Source organism: Kitasatospora sp. NPDC090308, assembly GCF_044769485.1.
GTDB lineage: Bacteria > Actinomycetota > Actinomycetes > Streptomycetales > Streptomycetaceae > Kitasatospora > Kitasatospora fiedleri.
In genome coordinates this window covers 482863-509042 of sequence record NZ_JBIVXY010000003.1, presented here as the reverse complement: position 1 = coordinate 509042, position 26180 = coordinate 482863, and the positions used below count along the sequence as shown (strand labels likewise).

The 26180-nt window shown below is 74.9% G+C and carries 25 protein-coding genes; 4 read left to right on the top strand and 21 right to left on the bottom strand.

Annotation, left to right across the window (positions count from 1 at the left end):
• The first annotated feature begins 9 nt into the window (after positions 1-9).
• Positions 10-459 carry a MarR family winged helix-turn-helix transcriptional regulator gene (locus tag ACIQVD_RS09805; RefSeq protein WP_400679074.1) on the top strand — a complete coding sequence of 150 codons (450 nt, stop codon included), beginning with the start codon at positions 10-12 and terminating at the stop codon, positions 457-459.
• Between the two features lie 342 nt (positions 460-801).
• Here ACIQVD_RS09805 and ACIQVD_RS09800 read toward each other — a convergent pair whose 3' ends face one another.
• Together ACIQVD_RS09800 and ACIQVD_RS09795 are read right to left on the bottom strand one after the other, a co-directional pair.
• The gene (locus ACIQVD_RS09800) at positions 802-1797 is read right to left on the bottom strand and encodes an alpha/beta hydrolase fold domain-containing protein (RefSeq protein WP_402287433.1); all 996 of its coding nucleotides are present in this window, start codon (positions 1795-1797) and stop codon (positions 802-804) included.
• A gap of 169 nt (positions 1798-1966) precedes the next feature.
• Entirely contained in the window at positions 1967-2455 is a 489-nt protein-coding gene (locus ACIQVD_RS09795) for an N-acetyltransferase (protein ID WP_400679072.1), read from the bottom strand.
• A gap of 217 nt (positions 2456-2672) precedes the next feature.
• Between ACIQVD_RS09795 and ACIQVD_RS09790 the strand changes: the two genes are divergently transcribed.
• Complete coding sequence (locus ACIQVD_RS09790) at positions 2673-4244, top strand: Na+/H+ antiporter (protein ID WP_402287430.1); 1572 nt, start codon at positions 2673-2675, stop codon at positions 4242-4244.
• Between the two features lie 24 nt (positions 4245-4268).
• Here ACIQVD_RS09790 and helR read toward each other — a convergent pair whose 3' ends face one another.
• From helR to ACIQVD_RS09740, 10 genes are all read right to left on the bottom strand, one after another.
• Complete coding sequence (helR, locus tag ACIQVD_RS09785) at positions 4269-6428, bottom strand: RNA polymerase recycling motor ATPase HelR (protein WP_402287427.1); 2160 nt, start codon at positions 6426-6428, stop codon at positions 4269-4271.
• Between the two features lie 276 nt (positions 6429-6704).
• Positions 6705-8057: an ammonium transporter gene (locus tag ACIQVD_RS09780; protein ID WP_402287424.1), complete on the bottom strand. Its 1353-nt coding sequence runs from the start codon at positions 8055-8057 to the stop codon at positions 6705-6707.
• Positions 8058-8084: 27 nt separating this feature from the next.
• Entirely contained in the window at positions 8085-9053 is a 969-nt protein-coding gene (locus ACIQVD_RS09775; RefSeq protein ID WP_402287421.1) for an urease accessory protein UreD, read from the bottom strand.
• A 2-nt stretch (positions 9054-9055) separates the two neighbouring features.
• Positions 9056-9676 (bottom strand): urease accessory protein UreG, encoded by a 621-nt coding sequence (gene ureG / locus ACIQVD_RS09770; RefSeq protein WP_402287418.1) that lies wholly within the window; start codon positions 9674-9676, stop codon positions 9056-9058.
• A gap of 70 nt (positions 9677-9746) precedes the next feature.
• Complete coding sequence (locus ACIQVD_RS09765) at positions 9747-10517, bottom strand: urease accessory protein UreF (protein WP_400679064.1); 771 nt, start codon at positions 10515-10517, stop codon at positions 9747-9749.
• Between the two features lie 3 nt (positions 10518-10520).
• A complete protein-coding gene (gene ureC, locus ACIQVD_RS09760) occupies positions 10521-12245 on the bottom strand; it encodes an urease subunit alpha (RefSeq protein WP_400679063.1) in 1725 nt (574 codons plus the stop codon).
• Entirely contained in the window at positions 12245-12727 is a 483-nt protein-coding gene (gene ureB / locus ACIQVD_RS09755; protein WP_402287414.1) for an urease subunit beta, read from the bottom strand. The genes ureC and ureB overlap by 1 nt, the downstream gene beginning before the upstream one ends.
• Positions 12724-13617 carry a cobalamin biosynthesis protein CbiX gene (locus ACIQVD_RS09750; protein WP_402287411.1) on the bottom strand — a complete coding sequence of 298 codons (894 nt, stop codon included), beginning with the start codon at positions 13615-13617 and terminating at the stop codon, positions 12724-12726. Before ACIQVD_RS09750 ends, ureB begins: the two co-directional genes overlap by 4 nt.
• A gap of 2 nt (positions 13618-13619) precedes the next feature.
• Positions 13620-13925 carry an urease subunit gamma gene (locus ACIQVD_RS09745; RefSeq protein ID WP_100839511.1) on the bottom strand — a complete coding sequence of 102 codons (306 nt, stop codon included), beginning with the start codon at positions 13923-13925 and terminating at the stop codon, positions 13620-13622.
• 77 nt (positions 13926-14002) lie between these two features.
• Entirely contained in the window at positions 14003-14971 is a 969-nt protein-coding gene (locus ACIQVD_RS09740; RefSeq protein WP_402287407.1) for an urea transporter, read from the bottom strand.
• Positions 14972-15141: 170 nt separating this feature from the next.
• On the opposite strand from ACIQVD_RS09740, the gene ACIQVD_RS09735 reads away from it, so the two are divergent.
• Entirely contained in the window at positions 15142-15648 is a 507-nt protein-coding gene (locus ACIQVD_RS09735; RefSeq protein ID WP_402287404.1) for a fluoride efflux transporter FluC, read from the top strand.
• Entirely contained in the window at positions 15638-16015 is a 378-nt protein-coding gene (locus ACIQVD_RS09730; protein ID WP_400679057.1) for a fluoride efflux transporter FluC, read from the top strand. The genes ACIQVD_RS09735 and ACIQVD_RS09730 overlap by 11 nt, the downstream gene beginning before the upstream one ends.
• Positions 16016-16085: 70 nt before the next feature.
• Here the strand turns inward: ACIQVD_RS09730 and ACIQVD_RS09725 are convergent, their stop codons facing one another.
• From ACIQVD_RS09725 to ACIQVD_RS09685, 9 genes are all read right to left on the bottom strand, one after another.
• Positions 16086-17363 carry a DUF3533 domain-containing protein gene (locus tag ACIQVD_RS09725; RefSeq protein WP_402287400.1) on the bottom strand — a complete coding sequence of 426 codons (1278 nt, stop codon included), beginning with the start codon at positions 17361-17363 and terminating at the stop codon, positions 16086-16088.
• Positions 17364-17583: 220 nt separating this feature from the next.
• Entirely contained in the window at positions 17584-17943 is a 360-nt protein-coding gene (locus ACIQVD_RS09720; protein ID WP_402287398.1) for a hypothetical protein, read from the bottom strand.
• A 177-nt stretch (positions 17944-18120) separates the two neighbouring features.
• The gene (locus tag ACIQVD_RS09715; RefSeq protein ID WP_402287395.1) at positions 18121-18747 is read right to left on the bottom strand and encodes a GNAT family N-acetyltransferase; all 627 of its coding nucleotides are present in this window, start codon (positions 18745-18747) and stop codon (positions 18121-18123) included.
• A gap of 51 nt (positions 18748-18798) precedes the next feature.
• Positions 18799-19587, bottom strand: coding sequence for an IclR family transcriptional regulator (locus ACIQVD_RS09710; protein WP_400679053.1), 789 nt, complete (start codon positions 19585-19587; stop codon positions 18799-18801).
• Positions 19588-19762: 175 nt separating this feature from the next.
• Positions 19763-21223, bottom strand: coding sequence for a catalase (locus ACIQVD_RS09705; protein WP_402287391.1), 1461 nt, complete (start codon positions 21221-21223; stop codon positions 19763-19765).
• Positions 21224-21297: 74 nt separating this feature from the next.
• Complete coding sequence (alc, locus tag ACIQVD_RS09700; RefSeq protein ID WP_400679050.1) at positions 21298-22446, bottom strand: allantoicase; 1149 nt, start codon at positions 22444-22446, stop codon at positions 21298-21300.
• Entirely contained in the window at positions 22436-23821 is a 1386-nt protein-coding gene (gene allB / locus ACIQVD_RS09695) for an allantoinase AllB (RefSeq protein WP_400679049.1), read from the bottom strand. Before allB ends, alc begins: the two co-directional genes overlap by 11 nt.
• Positions 23822-23933: 112 nt before the next feature.
• Positions 23934-25058: a glycerate kinase gene (locus ACIQVD_RS09690; protein ID WP_400679047.1), complete on the bottom strand. Its 1125-nt coding sequence runs from the start codon at positions 25056-25058 to the stop codon at positions 23934-23936.
• Between the two features lie 220 nt (positions 25059-25278).
• Positions 25279-26166 carry a 2-hydroxy-3-oxopropionate reductase gene (locus tag ACIQVD_RS09685; protein ID WP_282203390.1) on the bottom strand — a complete coding sequence of 296 codons (888 nt, stop codon included), beginning with the start codon at positions 26164-26166 and terminating at the stop codon, positions 25279-25281.
• Between the last annotated feature and the right edge of the window lie 14 nt (positions 26167-26180).

The following is a 26180-nucleotide window of genomic DNA, read 5'->3' as shown; positions in this document are numbered from 1 at the left end:
AATGCGAGCATGACGGGCGACGCGACATCCGAGGCCCTCGCCTCCCGACTCGGCTATCTGCTCAAGCACGTGCACCTTCGGCTGACCGAGGCCTCCGCGCTGGCGCTGGCGCCGTTCGGCCTCGACGGCCGCGAGCTGGCGGTCCTCGTCGTGCTCGCGGCGGAGTACCCGCTGTCCCAGCTGGAGGCGGCGGGCAGGCTCGGCGTCGACCGCACGACGATGGTGGCGCTCGTCGACGCCCTGGAGGAGAAGGGGCTCGTTGCGCGCCACCGCAGCCCCCAGGACCGGCGCAAGAACACCGTGCAGCTGACCCCAACGGGTCAGGACTGTCTGCGCGAAGCCGAGCACGCCCGCGCGGAGATGGAACGCCGGTTCCTCGCCCCGCTCTCCTCCTCGGACGCAACCCAGTTGGTCCGCGCCCTGCAGACCCTCGTCACCGCCCCGAAGAGCGTCGGCTGACGACCAGGAACGACCAGGAACGAGCAGCCCCGACCCCGGTGGGACAGTGACCTGTGAAGGTCCCCGCAGATCGGGTGAGCGGTGAGGTGCGGCCGGACCCGTGCGGCCTGTTTGCATCCCGCTCCGTCCGGCATCTCGCGTACACGTCTGGGCGGGTTGCTCGAAGAGATCCGTGCAACGGATCTGCGTGGAGCCCACCCACGCCGAGTGCGGGCGGTGGCGACCGCTCCGCCCGGCGGGCGACCCGGTGGAAGCCGAGCATTGAGCCGGCGCCGGCGCCGGTCCAGCAGACCGGCTGCCGATCGACCACCAGCCGGCCCGCCGGACGAGCACGTCCCGACGTCAATTTCCCCCGAGGTCGTAGCTGAACAGCAGCCGCCGCAGCCAGCCCGCCCGGGCCGCGACCGCTGCCCGGCTGATCGCGGCCCGCGGGGCGAGGGTGTCGAAGCCGTGCGGGGCGCCGGGCCAGACGTGCAGTTCGGCGTGGCCGCCGGCGCGCCACAGGGCGTCGGCGTAGGCGGTGACCTCGTCGCGGAAGGTCTCGGCGGAGCCGACCTCCAGGTAGGCGGGCGGCAGGCCGGACAGGTCGCGGGCCCGGGCGGGCGCGGCGTACGGGGGGAGGTCGGGGGTGCCGTGCAGCGGGCCGAGCGCGGCCTGCCAGGCGGTGGCGTTGGAGACGGCGTCCCAGGTGTCGTGCCCGGCGGCCTGCCGGGCGGAGGCGGTGCCGCCGCGGTCGTCCAGCATCGGACTGAGCAGCAACTGCCCGGCCGGGGAAGGGAGTTCACCGCACTCGTCGCGTTCGTCGCGTTCGTCGCGCAGCAGCAGGGCGAGCGCGGCGGCCAGCCCGCCCCCGGCGCTCTTGCCGGCGAGGACGATCCGCCCGGGGTCGATCCGCAGCCGCCCGGCGTGCGCGGCCGTCCAGCGCAGCGCCGTCCGGCAGGCGTGCAGCGGGGCCGGGTAGCGGGCGGCGGGCGCGAGCGGGTACTCGACGGAGAGCACGGCCAGCCCGAGTGGTTCGGCCAACTCCCGCAGCACGCGCGGCAGGACGGCGTACGCGTTGCCGCCGATCAGCCCGCCCCCGTGCAGGTAGAGCAGCGCGGGCAGCGGCCCGGCCGCCCCGGCCGGGCGGGCGGCGATCAGCGGGGTACCGTCGGCGTCGTGCTCGGCGGTCTCGAACCGCCCGCCGTCGGCGAGCTGCCGCAGCGTGGGCCGGGGCCGCCGCTCCGCGTCCCGTCGCTGCCACTCCCCCAGCGCCTCGGGGGTCAGCGGCGCGGGCACCCCGCCGCGGGCGGCCAGGGCGGCGGCCGTCTCCCGGTCCAGGTAAGGCTTCTGCGTCATGCTTCCGGAGTTGTACCCCACCGGACGCGATCCGTTGGTCCCCCCGCTGCTCGGGCGTGGTGCGGCTCGGCGCGGGAGGGGCGTCCCCGCGGTCCTGCCGGGTCGGACGGGTCGGACGGGTCGGACGGGTCGGACGGCCGCTCAGGCTCCGGGGGTTCGACGACGGGCCCTACGGCAGGGCGAGCCAGTCCGACCAGGAGATCCCGCGGCCGGGGTAGCGCGGCCGCTCGAACGGCCAGTCGGCGGCGATCCACTGCGGTACCAGCGCGTCGAGGGCCTGCTCGACCTCGCCGCCCGCCAGCTCGTCCACCACCCACCAGGAGATGTCGGCGTCCGCACCGGCCTTCTCCGGCGGGTCGATGTAGACGCAGCCGAGCAGGGCCGTCTCCGCCGCGTCGAACAGCGCGTAGTTGAAGGACTGGTGCGCGGCGATCTCCTGCTCGTGCCGCAGCAGGTCGGCCCGGTCGGCCTCGTAGGTCATGGTGGCCGCGGGCCAGCCCCAGGCCGGGCCGAAGACGGTCCACAGCCGCTCGCGCGAACCCATCACGGCCGGGTAGTCGAGGGGGGTGTCCGCCTCCCGGATCGGCCGCAGGTGGTGACCGCCGCCCGGCAGCGGTACCAGGACGGGGTGGACGAAGTCGTCGGGAAGCCAGCTCATGGCGCCCGACCGTAGCAGCGCGCGGCCGTCCGCTCCCCTGGTTTTCCCCGCCCCCGTCGGGCCCCGCCCGCGGGCCGGGCCGGTGGCGGCCCGCCGGGAGCACCCGATCGGCCGCTCGGTCAATGCGGGTGGGCGCGGCCGGGCCGCAGTAGCGTCCGAGGGCGCGCGGCCCCGTCCGGGAGGGCCGTGCGGGCGGCGCGGGAGGCGGCGGTCCCTGATGGTCGGGCTGGAACTGGTCGTGCTGCTGGGCGTCGCGCTGCTGGCGTGCCGGGCGGCCTCGGTGCGGCTGGGGATCGCCGCGCCGGTGCTGCAGTTGGGCGCGGGCGTGCTGCTGGGGTTCCTGCCCGCGCTGCGCGAGGTGGAGCTGCCGCCGGAGGCGGTGCTGCTGCTGTTCCTGCCGGCGCTGCTGTACTGGGAGGCGATGACCTCCTCGTTGCAGGAGATCCGGCGCAACCTGCGCGGCATCGTGCTGGCGAGCACCGCGCTGGTGGTGCTGACGGCGGGCGCGGTGGCCGCGGCGGCGCACGCGACGGGGGTGCCGTGGGGCTCGGCCTGGGTGCTGGGCGGGGCGGTGGCGCCGACGGACGCGACGGCGGTGGGGGTGGTGGCCCGGCTGCTGCCGCGCCGCAACCTGATGGTGCTGAAGGCCGAGAGCCTGGTGAACGACGGTACGGCGCTGGTGGTCTACGGCCTGGCGGTGGGCGTCACGGTGGGCGAGGAGCCGCTCGGGGTGCTGCACGTGTCCTGGCTGTTCGCGCTCTCGTACGTGGGCGGGGCGGCGGCGGGCGGGCTGGTGGCCTGGCTGGGGGTGCTGGTGCGGCGCCGGGTCTCGGACCCGCTGAGCGCGAACCTGGTCTTCCTGCTGATCCCGTTCGGGAGCTACCTGCTGGCGGAGTCGATCGGGTCCTCGGGCGTGCTGGCGGTGGTCACCGCCGGGCTGATCATCAGTCAGACCTCGCCGACCACCGGCAGCGCCGCGGCCCGTCGGCAGATCGTCGCCTCCTGGTCGCTGGGGACGTTCCTGCTGAACGGCGCGCTGTTCGTGCTGGTCGGCATCGAGGCGCAGGGCGCGGTGCGCGGGCTGGCCGCCACCACGCTGGCGCGGGCGCTGGCCCTGGTGGTCGTGGTGGCGGCGGTGCTCACCGGCACCCGGATCGCGTTCCTGTTCGCCTCCGCGTACCTGATCCGGGCGGTGGACCGGCGTCCGCAGCAGCGGGCCCGGCGGGTCAGCGGCCGGGCCCGGATCGTCAGCGGACTGGCCGGGTTCCGCGGCGCGGTGTCGCTGGCGGCGGCGCTGGCCGTCCCGGCCGTGCTGGACTCCGGGGAGCCGTTCCCGGACCGGGACCTGGTCGTCTTCGTCACCTTCGGCGTGATCGTGCTGACCCTGCTGCCCGGCCTGGTGCTGCCGGGCGTGGTGCGCTGGGCCCGGCTGCCGGACCCCTCGGCGGACGGCGCGGAGGAGCGGCTCGCCCACGAGACGGTGCTGCGGACCGCCTTGGCGGCGCTGCCGGAGGCGGCGGCCGAGGTCGGCGCGGACGGGGAGCTGGTCGAGCGCTACCGGCGCGAACTCGAGGCCGCGCTGGCCGACCTGACCTCCTCCGACGCCCCGGACGCCTTCGCGCGCGACCCCCGGGACACCGCGCTGCACCTGGCCCTGCTGGCCCGCAAGCGGGCCGCGCTGGTGCGGCTGCGCGCCGAGCACCGGATCGACGACACCGTGCTGGTCACGCTGGAGACCAGGCTGGACATCGAGGAGCTGCGGCTCACCCACCCCGAGGCGGTGGACTGAGCCGCGGCCCCCCGGCGCCCGGGCTCAGCGCAGCACGGCGAGCTGCCCGGTGGCCCGGGTCATCGCGACGTAGCGGTCGACGGCGCCCTCGATGCCGTCGCCGAACGAGTCCGGGTCGACCAGCACCACCAGGTCGAACTCCAGGCCCTTGACCAGCTCGGGGCTGAGCGAGCGGACCCGGGGCAGGCCGGGGAAGAACGGGTCGCCGATCACGCAGGCGGTGCCCTCGGGGTGCTCGGCCAGCCAGGCCGCCAGCAGCCCGTCCCGTTCGGCCCGGGCGCCGTGGTGCACGGGCAGGCCGCTGCGCCGGATCGAGGTGGGGACGTTGGCGTCGGGGAGCGCGGCCCGGATCACCGGTTCGGCCTCGGCCATCACCTCTTCCGGCGTGCGGTAGTTGACGGTCAGCGAGGTGAGGGTGATCCGCTCCAGGCCGGCCCGCTCCAGGCGTTCGGTCCAGGACTCGGTGAAGCCGTGCCGGGCCTGGGCCCGGTCGCCGACGATGGTGAAGGAGCGGGACGGGCAGCGGGCGATCAGCATCTGCCACTCGGCGTCGGTGAGTTCCTGCGCCTCGTCCACCACGACGTGGGCGAACGGCCCGGCCAGCAGGTCGGGGTGGACCGGCTCGGGGTCGTCGTGGTCGATCAGCGCCTCGCGGAGGTCGGCGCCGCGCAGCATGGCGACCGCGCCCTCGCCGTCGTCGTCGGAGGTCAGCAGGTGGTCGACCACGCCGTCCATCAGCTCGCGCTCGGTGGCCAGCCGGGCCCGCTGGACGCGCTGGCGGCGGTCGGCGTCGGTGTCGCCGAGGCGGCGGCGGGCGGCGTCCAGCAGCGGCAGGTCGGCGAGCGTCCAGGCGGCCGGGTCGGGGCGCTGGAGGGTGCGGATCTCCTCGCGGCTCAGCCAGGGCGCGCACAGCCGCAGGTAGGCGGGGACGGTCCACAGGTCGCCGACCAGGTCGGTGGGCTCCAGGATCGGCCAGGCGCGGCGCAGCGCGCCGAGCAGTTCGGGGTCGCGGCGCAGTTCGCGGCGGAGCACCTCGGGCGAGATGCCGTCCTCGTCGTCGAAGGAGTCGGCGTTCTTGTCCAGCAGGATGGTGATCAGCTCGTCCAGGATCTGCTGGCGGGCCTCGTTGTGCGGGGTGCCGGGGCCGGGGGCGGCGAACGCCTCGGTCCAGTCCTCGGGGTCGATCCACAGCTCGTACCACTCGGTGGAGAGCTTGCGGCCCTCGGCGGGCGGCTCCTCGTAGACGGCGACGGCCTTCTCGATCGCGTGCACCATCCCGGCGGCGGCCTTGAGCCGGGCCACCTCGGGGTCGGGTTCGGGCGCGACGGCGGCGCCCTCGGGCAGCAGGTCGCGCAGGGTGCAGGTCAGCACGCCCTCCTCGCCGAGGCTGGGCAGCACGTCGGCGACGTACGCCAGGTAGGGCTGGTGCGGGCCGACGAACAGCACCCGGCCCTTGCGGTGGCCCAGCCGCGGGTCGGAGTACAGCAGGTGGGCGGTGCGGTGCAGGGCGACCACGGTCTTGCCGGTGCCGGGGCCGCCGTCGACCACCAGGGAGCCGCGCGAGCCGGCCCGGATGATGGCGTCCTGGTCGGCCTGGATGGTGGCCAGCACGTCGCGCATCCGCGCGGAGCGGGAGCTGCCGAGGCTGGCGATGAACGCGGACTGGTCGTCCAGCGCGGCGTGGCCCTCGAGGCCGTCGGCGGTGAACACCTCGTCCCAGTAGTCGCCGACCCGGCCGCGCTGCCAGCGGTAGCGGCGGCGGCTGGCCAGGCCCATCGGGTTGGCGTGGGTGGCGGCGAAGAAGGGTTCGGCGGCGGGCGAGCGCCAGTCGACCAGCAGGCGGCGGCCGTCGGCGTCGGCGAGGCCGAGGCGGCCGATGTAGATCGGCTCGGGGTCGTCGGCGCGGACGATCCGGCCCAGGCACAGGTCGTGGCCGAAGCGGCCCAGGGTGCGCAGCCGGGCGGAGAGCCGGTGCACCTCGTTGTCGCGGTCCATCGCGGCCTGCCCGGCCCCGCCGGGGCTGCGGCGCACCTCCTCCAGGCGCGCGGTCAGCTCCGCGACGTCCCGCCGCAGGGTGTCGGCGACCTCGGCGAAGTGCCGGTCGTCGGCGGCGATCAGGGCCGGGTCCGCCTTGGCGGCGAGCCGCGCGGGCAGGTCGAAGGCGCTGGTCGTCGGCTGGTTCATGGGTGGTGACTCCGATCCGCTGCCGGGTCGGCCGCGCTCCGTCCGCGTGCTGCTCGCGGTCTGCCCCGTTCGTGCTGTTTGCGCGGGTTCCCCGGTTCAGACCAGCGATTGTGCGGCATCGGGGGGGCCTTGCCGCAAGGCCCCCCTTGCGGTATAAGTTTGATATCGGCAGGAGAGCGCGCGCTCCCTGCCTTTCGTGCGTCCGGGCCGTTGCGCGGGCCGCTGTCCGGTCGGCTGCCCGGCCCGCCCCCGGCGGCCCCGTCGGCGGGCCTCCCGTCAGCTCCCGTCCTCGCGCCTGGTCCTGATCAACTCGGCGATCTTCCGGACGAGTTCGCTGTCGCTGCGGACGGCGCCGGAGTCCACCAGGGTGCCGAGGCGCTCGGCGGTGAGGGTGTCGTAGGCGGTCTCGGCGGCCTCGCCGGGGACGTGCTGGTACGCGGCGGCGGCCCGGAAGCCGACCGCGGCGTCGACGAGCTTGGCCAGCAGCCAGGTCAGGGTGAAGGAGAACGCGGCCACCGCCAGCACGGCGAGCACCTGCTTGCCCAGCAGGCTCCAGCCGCCGCCGTGGAACAGGCCCTTCTGCCCGCTGATCCGGGCGGTGGCGAACAGCCCCACCATGACCAGGCCGGTGATGCCGCCGACACCGTGCACGCCGACCACGTCGAGCGTGTCGTCCACGCCGAAGCGGTACTTGAGGGTGACCGCCCAGGCGCAGACCAGCCCGGCGACCAGGCCGGTGACCACCGCGCCGAGCGGGTCGATCTCGCCGCAGGCGGGGGTGATGGCGACCATGCCGGCCACGCCCGCGGAGACCACGCCGGTGGTGCTGACCCGCCCGGTGCGCCACTTCTCGACCAGCGGCCAGGTGACCATCGCGGCGGCGCCGCCGAGCTGGGTGTTGAGGAAGGCCGCGGCGGCGGTGCCCTGGTCGTTGAGCGCGGAGCCGGAGTTGAAGCCGAACCAGCCGAACCAGAGCAGCCCGACGCCGATCACCACCAGCGGGATGTTGTTGGGCCGCTCCGCGCGCCGGGCCCAGTCGCGCGGGCCGCGCAGGGCGACGGCGACGGCGAGCCCGGCGGCGCCGGAGTTGAGCTCGACGGGCAGGCCGCCGGCGAAGTCGAGCGCGCCGAGCCGGTCGTGGATCCAGCCCTGGGAGTCGAACACCCAGTGCGCGGCGGGCGCGTAGACGACCAGCAGCCACAGCGGGACGAACACCAGCCAGCCGCGCATCCGGGCCCGGTCGGCGACCGAGCCGCTGATCAGGGCGACGGTGACCACCGCGAAGCCCATCTGGAAGGTGGCGAAGATGTAGGTGGGGATGGCGCCGCTGAGCGTGTTGATCTCGATGCCGCGGAAGAACGCCAGGTCCAGGGTGCCGATCACCCCGGCCCCGCCGGCGTCCGGCCCGAAGGCCAGGGTGTAGCCGAGCGCCCACCAGACCAGGGTGCCGAAGGCGAGCGCGGCGAAGCTCATCTTCAGCATCATCAGGATGTGCTTGAGCCGGACCATGCCGCCGTAGAAGAACGCCAGGCCGGGCGTCATCAGCAGGACCATGGCGGTGGAGGCCAGCAGCCAGGCCGTGTCGCCGGCGTTGTAGGCCGGCGGCATCGGCGGGGGCGCGGAGAGCACGGGGGTTTACCTCCTGGGACGGGCGGGTCAGGTCTTGCGCAGGGCGGGCGCGGGAGTGCCGGTGAGCAGCAGCCGGACGGCCCGCCAGGCGTCGGCGAGCGCGGCGGCGGTGCGGACGGGGCTGTCCTCCAGCAGGCGCAGCCAGGCGCCGGCGTCCTCGGGCAGGGTGGAGACGCCGTACCGCAGGCCGCGGCCGTCGAGGGCGCGGTGCAGGGTGTCGGCGATCTCGGCGGCGGGGCGCAGGTCGCTGACCACGAACAGGGTGGCGAGGTGGTCGTGCCCGGCGAACACGGCGGGGCCGGTGACGGTGCGCCGGTCGCCGCCGGGGGTGAGCCGCAGGGTGTCGACGGCGAGCGGGGTGCCGTCGGGGCGGACGATCTCCAGGTCGGTGGCGAGCACCCGGTAGTCGTGCCGCTCGTCGCGGGCGAGCCGTCCGGCGGTGATCGTCTCGCCGAGCACCACGGTGGAGCCGGGGGCGGCGGTGACGGTGGTGCGCTGGTAGAACCGGGAGTCGCGGAACGGGATCAGCGGGTCGGGCAGGTACTCCAGGTACGCGCCCGGGGCCGCTTCGAGGTGGACCAGCTGGCTGGCGTAGTCCTGTTCCATCCGGAACACCTTGGTGGCGGCCTGGGTGGTGAGGTGGACCCGGGTGCCGGGGCCGCAGCGGACGTCGATCCGGTAGCGGTCGGCCTGGGTGACGCCGCCGCCGGTGGCCATCAGGTAGACGTGGGCGGCGTCGGGCCGGGCGGGGTCGATCCACAGCGGGCGCATGATCTGGAGCGGGGTCTTCTGGTACCGCTCGACGAGTTCGGTGCGGCCGGCGCGGACGGCGAAGGCCAGGTCGAGGATGCCGACCTTGGCGGGCGAGCCGGGGGCGAGGGTGTCGGGGCGCGCGGCCCAGCCGGCCACCTCCGCGGGGAGGCGGCCGGCGGACCAGTACGCCGCGTCGAGCCGGTCGGCGGTCGCCGCCGTCGGCCGGGGCGGGGCGGTGGCCACGGTCAGATCAGCGCCTTGCGGCGGCTGCCGAGGAACTCGGCGAGCTGCTCCACGCCGGTGCCGTCGAGCGAGTTGGTGAGGATGACCGGCTTGCCGCCGCGGACCTTGTGCGCGTCGGCCTCCATCACCTCGATGTCGGTGCGCACGTACTGGGCGATGTCGATCTTGTTGATGACCAGCAGGTCGGACTCGGTGATGCCCGGACCGCGCTTGCGGGGCATCTTCTCGCCCTCGGCGGTGTCCAGCACGAACACGAACACGTCGGCCAGCACCGGGCTGAAGGTCAGTGTCAGGTTGTCGCCGCCGGACTCGTAGAGCAGGGTGTCCACCTCCGGGAAGCGCTCCAGGAGTTCGGCGCCCGCGGCCAGGTTCATGGTCGGGTCGTCGCGGACGGCGGTGTGCGGGCAGGCGCCGGTCTCCACGCCGACCACCAGCTCGGGGTCCAGGACCCCGGCCAGGGCGCGGCGCACGTGCTGGGCGTCCTCCTGGGTGTAGATGTCGTTGGTGATCACGGCGGGGCGGTGGCCCCGGGCGATCAGCACCGGCACCAGCGCCTCGATCAGCGCGGTCTTGCCGGAGCCGACCGGCCCGCCGATCCCGATCCGCAGGACGTTGTCGTCCACGGGCACTCCTTCTCTGGTGGTTGCTGCTGGTGGTTGCTGCTGGTTTCCTCCGGCGGTCGCCGCCGGTGGCTCAGCTGGCGAACAGGCGCGCCTCGGCGCGCTCGTGGCGGCCGGACATGATGTCGGAGGCGAAGGCGGTCGACCCGAGGTCGGCCTCCGGACGGGCGAGGGCCGCGCGGACGGTCTCCTCGATGACGGGGGCGGCGCCGCGCAGCAGCACCTGGGCCCTGCGGTGGTCGGTCAGCCGCAGCCGCAGCGCCGCCCCGGCGAAGCTGGCGCTGAACGCGAACAGGTCGCTCGCCACGGCCTGCCCGACCGGCACCCCGGCGGCGGCCTGCACCACGCCGGCCGCGACGGCCTGGCAGCCGGGGGCCCGGCGCTCCTCGACCAGCCGCAGGTAGGCGGCGATCGGGGGGCGGTCGAAGACCTCCGCGGCCAGGTCGAGCAGCTGCCGCCCGGTGCGGGTGGCGGCCTGGCGCATCTCACGGCTCAGCTTGCCCGCGTACAGCCGCCGGTCGACCCGGGCGACGGTGTCCGGCTCCCCCGCGGTGGTGGCCCGGTGGGCCAGCGCGAGGGCGGTGGCGTCGCCCGGGCCGACGGCGTGCCGCAGCAGGTCGGCGAGCAGCGCGGGCAGCGTGTCGGGGGTGACGGCCCCGGCCTGGGCGTAGCCCTCCAGGCTGTGCGAGAGGGTGTAGAAGCCGCTGGGGAACGCGGAGTCGGCGAGCTGGAGGCTGACCAGCAGCGCGGACAGCCCCCCGAGCAGCGGCGGCTGCGGCTGCGGCCGTGGCGACGGCTGCTCGGGGGACGGGGGCTCCGGGCGGTCGTCCGGGCTGAGGAACATCCGCTACACCACGAAGTACAGCTGGTTGAGCGGCAGCGACTGGGCGGGCTCGATGGTGGCGACCTCGCCGTCCAGGGTGACCTTGAAGGTCTCCGGGTCGACCTCGACCTTCGGCAGCGCGTTGTTGCGCACCATGTTGTGCTTGCCGATCACCCGGGTGCCGCGCACCGGCAGCACCTTGCGCCGCAGGCCGAGCCGCTCGGGGACGCCCGCGGCGATGCCCGCCTGCGACATGAAGGTGACGTGGGTGGACTGCTGGGCCCGGCCGAACTGGCCGAACATCGGCCGGTAGAGCACCGGTTGGGGGGTGGGCAGCGAGGCGTTCGGGTCGCCCATCTGGGCCCAGGAGATGATCCCGCCCTTGATGATCATCTTGGGCTTGGCGGCGAAGGAGTGGATCGGCCAGAGCACGATGTCGGCGAGCTTGCCGGTCTCCAGCGAGCCGACGTGGTCGGCGATGCCGGTGGCGATGGCCGGGTTGATGGTGACCTTGGCCAGGTAGCGCAGCACCCGCTGGTTGTCGTTGCGGGCGCTGTCACCCTCCAGCGGGCCGCGCTGGTCCTTGCAGTGGTGCGCGATCTGGAAGGTGCGGGTGACGGACTCGCCGACCCGGCCCATCGCCTGCGAGTCGGAGGAGACCATGCTGATCACGCCGAGGTCGTGCAGCACCGACTCGGCGGCGATGGTCTCGGCCCGCACCCGGGAGTCGGCGAAGGAGACGTCCTCGGGGATGTCGTGGTTCAGGTGGTGGCAGACCATCACCATGTCGAGCAGCTCGTCCACCGAGTTCTTGGTGTACGGCAGCGTCGGGTTGGTGGAGGAGGGCAGCACGTTGGGCTCGCCGGTGACCCGCAGGATGTCGGGGGCGTGGCCGCCGCCCGCGCCCTCGGAGTGGAAGGTGTGGATGGTGCGGCCGTCGAACGCCGAGCGGGTGCTCTCGAAGTAGCCGGACTCGTTCAGGCTGTCGGTGTGGATCGCCACCTGCACGTCGTGCCGGTCGGCGGCGGACAGTGCGGCGTCGATCACCGCCGGGGTGGCGCCCCAGTCCTCGTGCACCTTCAGCGCGCAGACGCCGGCCTCGATCTGCTCGTCCAGCGCGCCGGGCAGGCTGCCGTTGCCCTTGCCCATCAGGCCGATGTTGACCGGCACGTCCTCGCACGCCTCCAGCAGGCGGGCGATGTTGAACGGGCCGGGGGTGCAGGTGGTGCCGTTGGAGCCGTCGGAGGGGCCGGTGCCGCCGCCGATCAGGGTGGTGATGCCGTTGGTCAGCGCCTGCTGGGCCTGCTGCGGGGAGATCAGGTGGACGTGGGTGTCGATCGCGCCGGCGGTGGCGATCAGGTGCTCACCGGAGATCGCCTCGGTGCCGGGGCCGATCACCAGGCTCGGGTGGACGTCGTTCTGGGTCTGCGGGTTGCCGGACTTGCCGATCCCCGCGATGAGCCCGTCCTTGATCCCGATGTCGCACTTGACGATGCCGATCACCGGGTCGATCACCACCACGTTGGTGATCACGGTGTCCAGCGCGCCCTGGGCGGCGGTGGCCTGCGGGTCGGCGCCCATGCCGTCGCGCATGCTCTTGCCGCCGCCGTAGACGATCTCGTCGCCGTACAGGCCCTCGCTGTAGTCCTTCTCCACCTCCACGACCAGGTTGGTGTCGGCGAGTTGGAAGCGGTCGCCGACGGTGGGACCGAACATGTCGGTGTACTGCCGGCGGGTCATGATCGGCATCAGTTGGCGCCCTTCTTCTTGGCGGAGCCCTTGCCCGGGCCCCTGTCGGCGGACTTGTCGGCGGGCGTGCCCCCGGGCTTCGGCTTGTCCGCCGGCCTGTCGGCGGGCGTCTCGGCGGCGCCCTCGAAGCCGAGTTCCAGGGCCCGGTGGAAGGCCTCGAACCGGGCCCGGGAGGAGACCGTGCTGCCGTTGAGCAGGCCGCTGAACCCGACCAGCCGGCCGGTGCCGCCGTACTCGCACAGCTCGACCTCGCGGGTGCCGCCGGGCTCGATCCGCACCGAGGTGCCGGCCGGGATGTTCAGGTGCATGCCGAGCGTCCGGTCGCGGTCGAACCGCAGTGCCGAGTTGACCTCGAAGAAGTGGTAGTGCGAACCGATCTGGATCGCCCGGTCGCCGGTGTTGACCACCTCGACCTCGACGGTGCGCCGGCCCGCGTTGATCTCGATGTCGCCGTCGCCGTACAGGTACGTGCCGAAACTCACTGGTGACTCCTTGCAGCCGTCAGCGGGGACGAGTGGATGTGCTGCTGCGCCTTCGGGGGCGGCGGGGCGTGGTCGTGGGAGTGGCCCGCCCCGGGCCCGTGGTGCGGATGGTGGTCGTGGCCGTGGCCGCCGTCGGGCCCGTGGGAGTGGCCGCCGTCCGGCCCGTGGCTGTGGGCGGGACCGTGCCGGTCGGCGGCGGCCAGGGCGGCCGCGAGGCCGTCCTCGCCGCTGTCGTGCAGGCGGCGGACGGCGGCGGTGGCCCGGGCGGAGAGCACCGCGGCCAGCGCGGCGGGGCCGAGCAGCGGTCCGGCGTCCAGGACGGTCACCTTGGCGGGGGCCGGCGGCGGGGCGGCGGGCACGAAGGACGCGGGCAGCACCGCGACCTGCCGGGCGCCGAGCAGCACGCAGCGGCGCACGCCCTCGGCCGGGTCGGGGTCGCCGCCCGGCAGCGCGGTCTGCACCAGCCGGTGCCGCCCGTACCGCCGCACCAGGTGCGCGACCCGGTCCAGCTCGGCGTCCTGGTGGGGGTCGCCGCCGGGGGCGGTGAGCAGCAGCGCGGCCTCGGCGGGGACGGCGGAGGCGGCGGCCCGCAGCCAGCCGACCAGGTGCTCGGGGCCGCCGAACGGGTCGGCGACGGCGACGGTGCGGCGCAGGTCGGGCGGCAGGGCGCGGACGGTGCGGGCGGCGTCGGCGATCAGCCCGGGGTCGCGGCCGAGCGTCATCGGGACGACCGCGGTGTCCTGCCGGGCCGGGCGGGCGGCGAGCGCCCGGTAGAGCTCCCGGCCGCTGGTGACCACGGTGGTGTCCGGCCCGGCGAGCTGCCGCAGGGCGGTGCCGTGCCCGGCTTCGTGCCCGCAGACCGCGAGGACGTGGATCCGGGTGCCGGACACCCTCAGCCGCCGATGGGGTCGTGCACGGAGACCAGCTTGGTGCCGTCCACGAAGGAGGCTTCGACCTGGAGCAGCGGCAGCATCTGCCGCACTCCGTCCATGCAGGCGTCGGCGCCGATCACGTGCCGGCCGAGTTCCATGCAGTCGGCGACGGACCTGCCGTCCCGGGCGGCTTCCAGGATGGCTTCGGTGATCAGCGCGACGGCTTCGCTGTAGTTCAGCTTGAGGCCGCGGCCCTGGCGCTTGCGGGCCAGGTCCGCGACCACGTAGACGACCAGCTTGTCGATCTCGCGGGGCGCGAGGTTCATCGGTGGGTGCCTTCCTCGGACGGGACGGGGACGGGACGGGGACGGGACGGGGACGGGGACGGGGTGCGGCGGGGTGCTCAGCCGCTGGCGGCGGCCCGCAGCCTGGGCAGCTGCGGGACGGCGGCCAGCAGCACCCAGGTGGTGAGGATGAACGGCCAGGTGAAGGTGTGGCCGTTGAAGGGCTTGAAGAGCGAGGTGACGGCGGCGGTCAGGCCGGTGGACAGGGCCGCGCCGAACAGCGCGTAGCCGGCGTTCCACGGGGTGGCGGCCAGGAAGACCGCGCCGAGCGCGATGCCGACCAGGACGGCGTTGTAGCCGTAGATGCCGGCGGAGACCTGCGCGGTGGGCGCGCCGAGCGCCCAGGCCGTGACGATGCCGGCGACCGAGCCGAGCGCGGCGGCCAGCAGCACCCGGACGCCCGCGCAGGCCAGGCCGACCAGCATGATCAGGCCGACGTACCAGCTGTCCACCAGGAAGACCTGCGAGACGTTGGTGAAGAAGGCGTGCCACAGGTCGGAGAAGGTGATGCCGGTGTCGCCGCTGGTGGGGTCGGCGACGGGGGCGGGCGCGCCGTGCCAGATCCGGGCGAAGGAGGGGGCCCCGAGCACCATCACCCCGGAGACCACGCAGAACGGGGCGGTCAGCGCGGTCAGTCCGTAGGGCCGCAGCAGGGTGGTGAGGGCGGCGGTCAGGACGGTGCACAGCACGCAGCCGACCGCGGCGAGGACGTACGTGGCGGGGTGGTGGCCGAGCGAGGTGATCAGGGCGATGCCGGTGAGGCAGCCCGAGTAGCCCTGGAGGCCGAGCGCGATGGAGCCGCGGTCGACGCCGAACGCGTGGGCGGCGGCGGTGGAGACCAGCGTGCCGAGGGTGGCGAACAGGCCGACCTTCCAGCCGGCCGCCCACAGCCCGGCGAGGATGAATGCCCCGGTGAGCAGCTGCGGTTGCAGGTCGACCTGCCCGACGCCGCGCAGCGAGGCGGCCAGGTAGGCCAGCGGCCCGCGCTCCAGGGCGCTGCGGGAACGCTCCTCGGCTCCGTGCGTCACGTCTCGCTCCCGAATGTCCGCGGACCGGCGGTCTGCGTCAAATACGCTGTTTCGTACCGAACATGACCGCCTGTCACTTCTTATCCCGTTCCGTCCGACCGGCCGGACGGGTCACCCACGTGTTCGCGCTTTTCGCCCGATCGGCCCACGGCGTCCCTCGGAGGAGCCCGATGACCAACCCGTACCTCGACCTGAAGGACCACCCGGGCCGTCCGGCCCGGCCCCCGGGCCACGCCCACTCCGAGCACGCCCCGGGCCGGCAACTGCCGGTGGTCGGGGCGGTGGCGGTGGGCGGGGCGTTCGGCGCGGGGGCCCGCTACGGGGTGGAGCGGCTGTGGCCGACGACGGGCACGGCGTTCCCGTGGCCGATCCTCACCGTCAACGCGGTGGGCTGCCTGGTGATGGGCGCCCTGATGACGGTGCTGGCGGCCCGCTTCCCCCGGCAGAAGCGGCTGGCGGGCGCCCTGCTGGGCACCGGCTTCCTCGGCGGGTTCACCACCTTCTCCCACTACACGGACAACGTGCGGGAGTTGGTGCGCGGCGACGCCTACGGCACCGCCGCGGCCTACCTGCTGCTGACGGTGCTGGCGGCGCTGGCCGGCGTGGTGCTGGGCGTGTTCGCGGCCCGCGCCGCGGTGGGCGTCCCGGCGCACCAGGAGGCGTCCGGTGGTCGCTGACTGGCTGCTCGTCCTGGCCGGCGGCCTGCTCGGCGCGCCGACCCGCTACCTGACCGGGGTGGCCGTCAAGTCCCGGGTGCGCAGCCCGTTCCCGTACGGGACGCTGGCCGCCAACGCCGCGGCCTGCCTGCTGCTCGGCTTCCTCTCCGAGGCGGCGCTGCGCGGCCGCCTGGACACCGACGGACTGCTGCTGCTGGGCACGGGTTTCTGCGGGGCGCTGTCGACCTGGTCGACCTTCTCGTACGAGGTCTTCACGCTGGCCTCGACCCGGCGGCTCGCGCTGTCGGGGCTGTACCTGGCGGTCTCGGTGCTGCTCGGCACGGCGCTGTCGTTCGCGGGCGCGGGGGTGGCGGGCGCGGTGTGGTGAGACGGCCCGCCGGGCGTCCGGGGAGGTGGCGGGCGCCCGGCGGCGGTGACGGCGGTCCGGAGCCGGGGGCTCAGGAGCGGTGGCCGGGTTCGAAGCGCATGCCCCGGCGGTCGTAGTAGCGGGTCATGCCGAAGCCGAAGGCCAGGGCCACCACGACGCCCAGCAGCAGCATCAGCCAGCCGCGGACCAGCCCGGCGCCGGCCTGCGCGTCGAAGTACAGGATCGACCGGACGGCGTCGACCATCTGCCGCATCGGCTCGAACACCCCGAGGAAGCGGTAGAAGCCGGGTGAGGCGCTGAGCGGCACGGTCGCGCCGGAGGCTGGCAGGTCGAAGGCGATGAAGACGAACATCGCGATCAACTGCCCGACGTTGCCGAACGCGGCGATGATCGCCAGCACGCCCAGGCCGACCGTGGTGACGGCGCAGTAGGAGTACAGCCACAGCTGCCAGGCGTGCGGGGCCTCCATGCCCAGGACGGCGACCGCGGCGAGCATCACCAGGCTGGCGGAGACCAGCGCGACGGCCGCCGTCATGCCCATCTTGGCCAGCAGGACCTGGGCGCGGCTGATCCGCAGGGTGGGTTCGCGCAGGTGGAAGGGGCCGATCTCGGCGTCCGCGAAGCCCATCGAGACGTCGAGTCCGGCGTGCACGATGTTGGCGGTCATGAAGCCCGCCAGGAGCAGCAGCAGGGTGAAGTAGAACGCGCCGAGGCCGGAGCCGCTGTGCTCGCCGATCGGGTGGCCCACCTCGGTGACCACCTCGACCGGGTCGGTCAGGAACACCTTGGCGGTCTCCGTGGTGGCGGTGGCGGCCAGTTGGCCGCCGATCGCCAGCGAGACCCGGTGCGCGGCCTCCTGGTTGACCTGGCTCGCGATGCCGGAGCCGAGGCTGCCCGTCCCGGGGTTGGTGAGCACCTGGAGCTTCGGGCGGGCGGGGGCGTCGGCGGTGGTCAGCGCGGCCACCGCGCGGGAGAAGTCCTCGGGGACCACCAGGGCCCCGTACACCTTGCCGGAGGAGAGCTGGCGCTGGGCCTCCGCCCGGCTGACCCGCCGCCAGTCGATCTCGCCGGCCGGGGTGCCGGCCGCCACCTGCTCCACGACCTGCGCGCCGAGCGGGCGGGACTGCCCCGGCAGCGGCGGGCCCGCGTCGGAGTCGACCAGGGCGATCGGCATCCGGTGCAGGTGCTTCTGCGGCGTCAGGATGTTGCCCATGTAGAGCAGGGACAGGCCCAGCGCGACCAGGGCGCTGAGCACCACGGGGGTCAGCCAGTTCCGCCGGCGGCCCAGCACCCGCCCGGCGTCGGCCGACCGGTCGGGGGTCTCGGGTGGTGTCCCGGTGCTCGCCATGGTGCTCCGCGCGGTCGTGTGCCACGGCCGGGGCCCGCTGCCGGGGTCCGGCCCCGTGCCCCGACGGGGCACTGGAGTGACAATATGCGCAAAACGGAAATTCTTCGGGGAGCAACGCACGCACCGTCAGTCCTGTCCGCCCCCGGCGCTGCTGACCCGACACCGGGGCGCGGCGGACCGGGACCGGCTGATCGGCTAACCGGCAGACCGGCAGACCGCGTCAACCCTCCTGTGCCGCCCGGCCGGCGACCTCGGCGCACTGCTCGGCGTACCGCTCGGCGGCCTCCCGGTGCCGTCCCAGCTCGGCCGGCGGGGCCGCGTTCGCGTGCCGGGTCCGCACCGCCCAGGCGGGCGAGGCATCCGCCACCAAGACGCGGCCGATCTCCTCGTCCGCCTCCGGGTGCCGTCCCGCGCGGCGCAGCAGGGTGGCGAGCGCGGTGCGCAGCAGCGCTTCGGCGTCGGATTTCAGGCGGCCACCGCCGGCCGACCCGGCCCGCAGTTCGCGTCCCGCCTCCGCCGGGCGGTCTTGCGCCTGTAGCGTGCGGCTCACCATGACGGGCGTGCCCGCGGTCTCCGCCACGCCGGGACCGCACCGCCCAGGTCGGCGGCCTGCCGGGCCAAGCGCTCGGCCTCCGCGAACCCGCCGCCCGCCGCGGCCCGGTGGACCTCGTCCAGCAGATCGGCGACCCGCGAACAGCCTCGCCCCCGCCCTCCCCGCAGCCTCCCCTTCGACCGGCGGTGGTCGTAGCGGGGCGGCTCAGTCGGTGGTGCGGCGGCCCAGGTAGGTGATCGGGCCCGGGTCGGGGACGGGGATGGGGTGGAAGCCGAGGCGGTCGTAGAAGGGGCGGGCGGCGGTGTTGGCGGTGACCATGCCGAGGTGGACCCGCGGGACGTCCTTGGCGGCCAGCGCGGCCAGCAGGGTGTGGATCAACTCCCGTCCGTAGCCGGCCCGCTGGTGGCTGGGCAGCAGGTCGATGTGCAGGTGGGCGGGGTAGTCGGCGAGTTCGGGCAGCACCATCCGCTCGGGGGTGTGCATCAGGTCGATCATCGTCTCGCTGGGGGTGGCCGGGGCGCCGGTCGGCGGCGGGTAGCGGTCGGCGAGGGTGGGCAGCCACTCGTTACGGAAGCGGCGGACGAAGGTGGGGGTGTCCGCGGTCGCCACCACGTACCCGACCGCGCGCTCGCCGTCGTCCAGCACGAAGGACAGGTCCGGTTCGAGCTCGGCGTACGGGGCGGCGAAGATGTTCGGCAGCAGGTCGAGGTCGGGGTAGGTCTGCCGGGAGTCGCCGCCGAGCTCGCCGGTGCGCACGCAGACGTCGAACAGGGCGGCCCGGTCGGTGGGCCGGTAGGGCCGGACGACGGCCCGGGGCGAGTGGTCGTTCATCGGGTCATCCTCGCCGCCCGTCCCCGGTTCGTACAGCGGTTTGACGGGCGGTCAGACCGCCATCGCCAGCATCAGCGGCGTCGCCCGGACGGCCAGCAGCTCGGCGGCCTCGCGCAGCCGGTGCGCCTGGGCGACCGGCAGCGAGGTGGCCAGGCAGCCGACGGTGCTCCCGGCGACGATCGGGACGGCCGCGCAGACCGTGTCCATCGAGTACTCCTGGAGGTCCAGCACCGGGACGGTGGCGGGCTGCCGGTCGAGCCGGTGCAGCAGCCGGTCGGTCTCGGTGATGGTGCGCGCGGTCAGCCGGGCGGCCGGGTGCCGGGCCAGGTGGTCGAGCCGGGCGTCGTGGTCGAGTTGCGCGAGCAGGCACTTGCCGATCGCGGAGGCGTGCGCGGTGGCCCGGAAGTCCGCCCACTCGTGCACCGCCGGGGCGTCCTCGGCGGCGCTCACCGCCTCCACCGAGAGTTCGCCGTCGTGGTAGCGGCTGAAGTAGACGGCCGCGCCCAGCTCCTCGCGGAGTTCCTCCAGCCGGTGGTGCAGCCGGGCCCGCACCATCGGTTCCCGGTGCTGGGTGCCCAGCAGGGTGAACGCCCCGCCCAGCGCCCAGCCGCCGTCCAGCCCGACCAGGTACCCCTCGGTCTCCAACTCCTCGGCCAGCGGCCGCAGTTGCTCCTCCGGGACGGACAGCTCCCGGGCCAGCTCGGCCAGCGTCGCGCCGGCCGGGCGGCGGTCGACCGCCTCCAGCAGTCGCAGCGCCCGGCGCAGCACCCCGAACGGCCCGCTCCCGCCCCCGCCCGGCCCGAGCAACCCGTCACGCCGGCCCCTGCGCACCGTCGACATGGCTCCGCCCCTCCCCGCCGGTCCCGCCTTCCGCCCAGCGTAGCCAGCGCACCGCCCGCGCACCGTCCCCTCACCGGATATTCGCCCCCACGGAGGGCCGCCCCCTTGACACGCATATGCCGGACCGGCCCCGGCGCACGCACGCCGGGGCCGGTCCTCCCGGGCGGGCGCCGGGTCAGTCCTCCTGGGCCGCGCGGAGGGCGGCGACGGCCGCGGCGAGGCGGCTGCCGTAGTCCGGGTCGGCGGCGTGGAAGTGGGCGAGGTTCTTCTCGACCACGTCGTCCCGGCCGACCTGGGCGAGCGAGCCGGCCAGGTTGGCGATCAGGCGGGACTTCTCGTCCGCCGTCATCAGCCGGTAGAGCTCGCCGGCCTGGAAGAAGTCGTCGTCCTTGCTGTGGGCGGGGGTGGTGTGGGTGCCGGTGTGGCCGGAGAGCGGCTGCGGGGCGTGCAGCGGCTCGTCGGTCTGGGCGGGGCCGCCGTACGAGTTGGGCTCGTAGTTCCTGTTCCGGCCGTTCGGGTTCAGCGCGGCGTACCCGTCCTGCCCGTAGTTGGCCGCCCCGGTCGCCCGCGGGGCGTTGACCGGCAGCTGGGTGTGGTTGACGCCGAGCCGGTAGCGCTGGGCGTCGGCGTAGGCGAACAGCCGCCCCTGGAGCATCCGGTCGGGCGACGGGCCGATGCCGGGCACGAAGTTGTTCGGCGAGAACGCGGCCTGCTCGACCTCGGCGAACACGTTCTCCGGGTTCCGGTTCAGCACCAGCCGGCCGACCCTGACCAGCGGGTAGTCGGCGTGCGGCCACACCTTGGTGACGTCGAACGGGTTGAACCGGTAGTCGGCGGCGTCCTCCACCGGCATCAGCTGCACGTACAGCGTCCAGGACGGGAACACCCCGCGCTCGATCGCCTGGCGCAGGTCCCGCTGGTGGCTGTCGGCGTCCCCGCCGGCGGTCTGCGCGGCCTGCTCGGCGTCCAGCGAGCGGATGCCCTGGTTGGTCTTGAAGTGGTACTTCACCCAGTGCGCCCGGCCCTCGGCGTCGACCCACTGGTAGGTGTGCGAGCCGAAGCCGTTCATGTGCCGGTACGAGGCCGGGATGCCGCGGTCGCCGAACAGCCAGGTGATCTGGTGGGTGGAGGCCGGGGAGTGCGCCCAGAAGTCCCAGACGTTGTCGGGCTCCTGGACGCCGGTGTACGGGTCGCGCTTCTGCGAGTGGATGAAGTCCGGGAACTTGAGCGGGTCCTTGATGAAGAACACCGGGGTGTTGTTGCCGACCAGGTCGTAGTTGCCCTGCTCGGTGTAGAACTTGACGGCGAAGCCGCGCGGGTCGCGCACCGCGTCGGTGGAGCCCAGCGCGCCCGCGACGGTCGAGAAGCGCAGGAACAGCTCGGTGCGCTTGCCGACCGCCGAGAGGAACGCGGCCCTGGTGTACCGCAAGACGTCGTCGGTCACCTCGAAGTACCCGTACGCGCCCGACCCGCGGGCGTGCACCACCCGCTCCGGGATGCGCTCCCGGTTGAACCGGGCCAGCTTCTCCAGCAGGTGCTGGTCCTGGAGCAGCAGCGGGCCGTACTCGCCCGCCGAAGCGCTGTTCTGGTTGTCGGCGACGGGCGCGCCGGACTCGGTGGTGAGGGTTCTGGGCATGGTGATCCTTCGGGCGTGTGGAGGAGGGACTCTGCGGCGGGCGGGCCCGGACCCCGGTGGGCGCGCCCCCGGGCTCAGCTCTCGTGGAGCGGGCGGATGGCCGTCGCGTCGGTGAGGGGCCGGGCCTCGGCGAGGTCCGCGGGGAGGCCGGCCGCGGCGAGGGCTTCGCGGGCCTCGCGGAGCGGGAGCGCGTTGAACCAGCGCAGGGCCAGCGCGTCCTGGCCGGCGGGGGTGAGGCGGCCGGTGAGGCGCAGGCGGGCGAGGCCGCCGTCGGGGTAGACGTTGATCCGGACGTGGGTGACGGGGGTGCCCGCGGGGAGCCGGTAGCGGTGGCGGGTGTCGGGCTGCAGGCGGGTGCGCGGCAGCAGGACGGTCTCGGTCTCGCCGTCGGTGCCGACGAGTTCGGCCCAGCCGGGGGCGTTGGCGACGAAGCAGGAGGTGTCCACCTCCGCCGCCAGCACCTCGCCGCCCCCGGCCAGGGCCACTCGCACCCAGTCGTTGGCCTTGTCGCGCCGACGCCGGGTCTCCCAGCCGTCGCCCATGACGGTGGCTCGGCCGGGAGCGTTCAGGTTGTGCGGGGAGGAGAAGTAGCGGTCGGAGGCGGCCTCGGCAACGCCGCCGTGCTCCTGGGCGGCGAGGTCGAAGGTGAGGCCGGCCAGCTCGCGCGGGTCGGGCAGCACCTCGCCGTGCACCCGCAGGCGGGCGACGCCGCCGTCCGGCCAGATGTTCAGGCGGACGTGGGTCCAGCGGGTCGGGTCGTCGACCGGGAACCGGTGCGCGGTGTCGCCCTTGAGCGCGGTGCGCGGGACGAGGTCGGTCCACTCGGCGGCGGCCAGCTCCTCGGGCGAGGGGTGGCCGGGGACGGACGCGGCCTGCACGGAGGCGGTCTCGGGGTAGTTGCCGGTGAAGTGGGCGGTGTCGACGACCACGCCGCGGATCCGGCCCGCGGCGCCGAGTCGGACGACCGCCCAGTCGTGGTCGTCCTCGGTGGGGTGCGGCTGCTCGGCGCTGGCGCCGCGGCGGCGGCGGGACTCCCAGCCGTCCATGATCTGGCCCTTGTGGCCGAAGGTGTGCGGGCGGAACTCGGCGGGCTTGGCGACCAGCAGGTTCTCGGCGTCCGCGAAGGTGTCCTCGTTGGTGGCGACCACGCCCGCGCCGAGCAGCCGGGAGGCCAGGTCGACCAGCTCGGTGAAGGGCGCGTCCGGGGTCAGGTCAGTACTCAACTGGTGCTCCTTCGTTCGGCGTTCGGGGTCGGGTGAGCTGTCGGCCGTGCGGGGCGCCGTCGGGGTCGACGGGTCGTCCGCGCAGCCAGGTGTGCCGGACCAGCCCGGTGAGGGTGCGGCCCGCGTACGGGGTGACCGGGTTCTTGTGGTGGAGGCGCTCGGCGCGGACGGTCAGTTCGCCGTCCGGGTCGAAGGCCACCAGGTCGGCGTCGTACCCGGGCGCGATGGCGCCCTTGGTGCCGGTCAGGCCGACCAGGGCGGCGGGTCCGGCGGACATCCAGCGGACCACGTCCGCCAGGGTGTGGCCGCGCCGGCGGGCCTCGGTCCAGACGGCGGGCAGGCCCAGTTGCAGGGAGGCGATGCCGCCCCAGGCGGCGGCGAAGTCGCCGCTGCCGCCGTGCCGCCGGAGGAGTTTGAGGTCGGGGGTGGAGGGCGAGTGGTCGGAGACCACGGCGGTGAACTCGCCGTCGGCGAGGGCCTGCCAGAGCAGGTCGCGGTTGGACTCGTCGCGGATCGGCGGGCAGCACTTGAAGGCGGTGTCCCCGTCGGGGACCTCCTCGGCGGCCAGGGTCAGGTAGTGCGGGCAGGTCTCGGCGGTGACCTGGACGCCGTCCGCGCGGGCCCGGCGCAGCAGCGGCAGGACGGCGGCGGAGGAGACGTGCAGGACGTGCACCCGGGCGCCGGTGCGGCGGGCGGCGGCCAGCAGGGCGGCGACCGCGGCGGCCTCGGCGCCGTCCGGGCGGGAGGCCAGGAAGTCCCGGTAGTGGGCGCCGGGCACCTGGGGGGCGGCGTCCAGTACGGCCGGGTCCTCGGCGTGGATGATCGCCAGCGCGCCGAGCCGGGCCTGTTCGGCCAGCGCGGACTCCAGGTCGGCGGGGGTGGCCAGGTGCGGGAACTCCTCCACCCCGGACGGGGCGAGGAAGGACTTGAAGCCGAACACCCCTTCTCGGTGCAGGAGTTCGAGTTCGCCGGTGTTGCCGGGGACGGCCCCGCCCCAGAAGCCCAGGTCGACCCAGGTCTGGCCCTCGGCGGTCTTCCGCTTGGCGGCCAGGCCCCGGACGGTGGTGGTCGGCGGGATCGAGTTGAGCGGCATGTCGACGATCGTGGTGACCCCGCCGGCCGCGGCGGCCCTGGTCGCGGAGGCGAAGCCCTCCCAGTCGGTGCGGCCGGGTTCGTTGACGTGCACGTGGGTGTCGACCAGGCCGGGCAGCAGGGCGGTGGCGCCCAGGTCGGTGAGCGGCCGGCCGTCGGCGGGCAGGGTGCCGTGCGGGGCGACCCGCTCGATCCGCCCGGCCCGCACCAGCACGTCGGCGGGGCGTTCGCCGTCCGGCAGGACCACCCGCCGGGAGCGGATCACCGCGGCGTCGATGGGCATGAGGGGACCTCCGAGCGTCGTGAGGGCGAGGGTGGGTCGAAGGAGTGCTGGGAGCCTAGGCTCGCCTTCAACAAAACGTCAATGTGTGAACGTACGAGAGTGCGACGGTCCGTCAGCGCAGCAGCGCGGCCGCCAGCCGCTCCCCCGCGAGCTCCGCGAGCTCGCCCGCCCGGGCCATCGACTCCGCCGGGCCGCCCGCCAGCTCGGCCAGCGCCAGCGCCTCGACGAAGCCCGCCGCCCGCCACTCCCGCTCGGCGAGCTCCAGCCGCCCGGCCACCGCCGCCACCGGCACCCCGGCCCGGGCCGCCGCCGCGGCCACCCCCGCCGGGGCCTTGCCGTGCAGGGTCTGCGCGTCCAGGCAGCCCTCGCCGGTCACCACCAGGCGCGCCCCGCGCACCGCCCGTTCGAAGCCCAGCAGCTCCAGCAGCAGCTCGATGCCCGGGCGCATCGTCGCCCCCAGCAGCGCCAGCGCGGCGAAACCCACCCCGCCGGCCGCGCCCGCGCCCGGCGCGTCCCGGACCTCACGGCCCGTCAGCCCGGCGACCGCGTCCGCCCAGCGGGTCAGCCCCTCCTCCAGCACCACCAGGTCGGCGGCGTCCGCGCCCTTCTGCGGGCCGTACACGGCCGCCGCCCCGCGCGGGCCCAGCAGCGGGTTGTCCACGTCGCACGCGACGACCACCTCCACCCCGCGCAGCCCGTCCGCGAGCGGGCCCGGCTCCACCCGCGCCAGCCGCCGCAGGGCGGCCCCGCCGGGCGGCAGCGGCGCGCCGTCGGCGTCGTACAGCTCGACGCCCAGCGCCTGCGCCAGGCCCGCGCCGCCGTCGGTGCAGGCGCTCCCCCCGAGGCCCAGCACCACCCGGGTCGCCCCGAGCGAGACCGCCTTCGCGACCAGCTGCCCGACCCCGTACGAGCCGGCGGCCAGCGGCGCCGTCCGGCCGCCGGGCAGCCGGGCCAGCCCGGACGCCTGCGCCAGCTCGACCACCGCGGTCTCCCCCTTCACCGCCAGCCCCGCGACCACCGGCAGGCCGGTCGGCCCGGCGACCTTCACCTCCACCCGGGAGAACCCGGCCGCGAGCGCCGCCGCCAGCGTCCCCTCCCCGCCGTCGGCCACCGGCAGCTCGCGCACCTCCACCCCGGGCACCGCCCGCCGGATGCCGGCCGCGATCCGCGCGGCGACCTCGGCGCCCTCCAGCGACCCCTTGAACTTGTCGGGGGCGACGACCACATGACCTCGCACGGCACCGGGCCTTTCTGCAGAAACGAGCGGGCGGAACGGGGCCGGGAGGGCGGCAGGGGTCCGGACCCCCCGGACGCGCGCCACCCGGCTGCCCGAGAGTCTCCCTCCCCGCCGTCCTCCCGTGCGGGAGGCTCCCCTCGGCGGGGAGGGGTTCGTGCCCCCCGGCGGCGCGGGCGCGGGCGGACAGGTGCGCGCCGCCGGGGGAGTCCGGTTGCTTCCCTTACTTGACCTCGCGGCCGGAGAGCCGCTCGACGCCGCGCAGCAGCGCGGAGTGGTCGAGCGAGCCGTCGCCGTTGGCCCGGGCGGAGGCGACCAGTTGGGCGGCGACCGCGCCGAGCGGGAGCGCGGCGCCGACGGCGCGGGCCGCGTCGGTGACGATGCCCATGTCCTTGTGGTGCAGGTCGATCCGGAAGCCGGGGGCGAACTCGCGGGCGAGCATGTTGCCCTTCTTGCGGTTCAGCACGGTGGAGCCGGCCAGTCCGCCGCCGAGCACGTCGAGGGCGGCGGCGAGGTCGACGCCCGCGTTCTCCAGGAAGACCACGGCCTCGGCCAGCACCTGGATGTTGACGGCGACGATCAGCTGGTTGGCGGCCTTGACGGTCTGCCCGGCGCCGGCCGGGCCGACGTGCACGACGGTGGTGCCGAGCGCGTCGAACAGCGGCTTCGCCTCGGCGAAGTCGGCCGCCGCGCCGCCGACCATGATGGAGAGCACCGCCTCGACGGCGCCGGCCTCGCCGCCGGAGACGGGGGCGTCCAGGGTGCGGACGCCGCGGGCCTTCGCGGCGGCCTCGACCTTGATCGAGGTCTGCGGGGTGATGCTGGACATGTCGATGACCAGGGCGCCGTCCCGGGCGTGCTCCAGGACGCCGCCCTCGCCCAGGATCACCTGCTCGACCTGCGGGTCGGCGGGCACCATGGTGATGACGACCTCGGCGTCGGCGACGGCCTCGGCGATCGAGGCGGCGCCGTGGCCGCCGGCCGCGACCAGGGCGTCGACGGGCTCCCGGGTGAGGTTGTAGCCGGTGACGTGGTGGCCGGCCCCGACCAGGTTGACGGCCATGGGCTTGCCCATGATGCCGAGGCCGATGAAGGCGATCTTGCGGCTCATCGCGTGCGGGTCCT

What these genes read in the sequence shown, in the direction of transcription:
- ACIQVD_RS09805 (WP_400679074.1), top strand. Translation starts at nt 10, where the DNA reads ATGACGGGCGACGCGACATCCGAGGCCCTCGCCTCCCGACTCGGCTAT.
- ACIQVD_RS09800 (WP_402287433.1), bottom strand. Translation starts at nt 1,797, where the DNA reads ATGACGCAGAAGCCTTACCTGGACCGGGAGACGGCCGCCGCCCTGGCC.
- ACIQVD_RS09795 (WP_400679072.1), bottom strand. Translation starts at nt 2,455, where the DNA reads ATGAGCTGGCTTCCCGACGACTTCGTCCACCCCGTCCTGGTACCGCTG.
- ACIQVD_RS09790 (WP_402287430.1), top strand. Translation starts at nt 2,673, where the DNA reads ATGGTCGGGCTGGAACTGGTCGTGCTGCTGGGCGTCGCGCTGCTGGCG.
- helR (WP_402287427.1), bottom strand. Translation starts at nt 6,428, where the DNA reads ATGAACCAGCCGACGACCAGCGCCTTCGACCTGCCCGCGCGGCTCGCC.
- ACIQVD_RS09765 (WP_400679064.1), bottom strand. Translation starts at nt 10,517, where the DNA reads ATGTTCCTCAGCCCGGACGACCGCCCGGAGCCCCCGTCCCCCGAGCAG.
- ureC (WP_400679063.1), bottom strand. Translation starts at nt 12,245, where the DNA reads ATGCCGATCATGACCCGCCGGCAGTACACCGACATGTTCGGTCCCACC.
- ACIQVD_RS09745 (WP_100839511.1), bottom strand. Translation starts at nt 13,925, where the DNA reads ATGAACCTCGCGCCCCGCGAGATCGACAAGCTGGTCGTCTACGTGGTC.
- ACIQVD_RS09735 (WP_402287404.1), top strand. Translation starts at nt 15,142, where the DNA reads ATGACCAACCCGTACCTCGACCTGAAGGACCACCCGGGCCGTCCGGCC.
- ACIQVD_RS09725 (WP_402287400.1), bottom strand. Translation starts at nt 17,363, where the DNA reads ATGGCGAGCACCGGGACACCACCCGAGACCCCCGACCGGTCGGCCGAC.
- ACIQVD_RS09715 (WP_402287395.1), bottom strand. Translation starts at nt 18,747, where the DNA reads ATGAACGACCACTCGCCCCGGGCCGTCGTCCGGCCCTACCGGCCCACC.
- ACIQVD_RS09710 (WP_400679053.1), bottom strand. Translation starts at nt 19,587, where the DNA reads ATGTCGACGGTGCGCAGGGGCCGGCGTGACGGGTTGCTCGGGCCGGGC.
- ACIQVD_RS09705 (WP_402287391.1), bottom strand. Translation starts at nt 21,223, where the DNA reads ATGCCCAGAACCCTCACCACCGAGTCCGGCGCGCCCGTCGCCGACAAC.
- allB (WP_400679049.1), bottom strand. Translation starts at nt 23,821, where the DNA reads ATGCCCATCGACGCCGCGGTGATCCGCTCCCGGCGGGTGGTCCTGCCG.
- ACIQVD_RS09685 (WP_282203390.1), bottom strand. Translation starts at nt 26,166, where the DNA reads ATGAGCCGCAAGATCGCCTTCATCGGCCTCGGCATCATGGGCAAGCCC.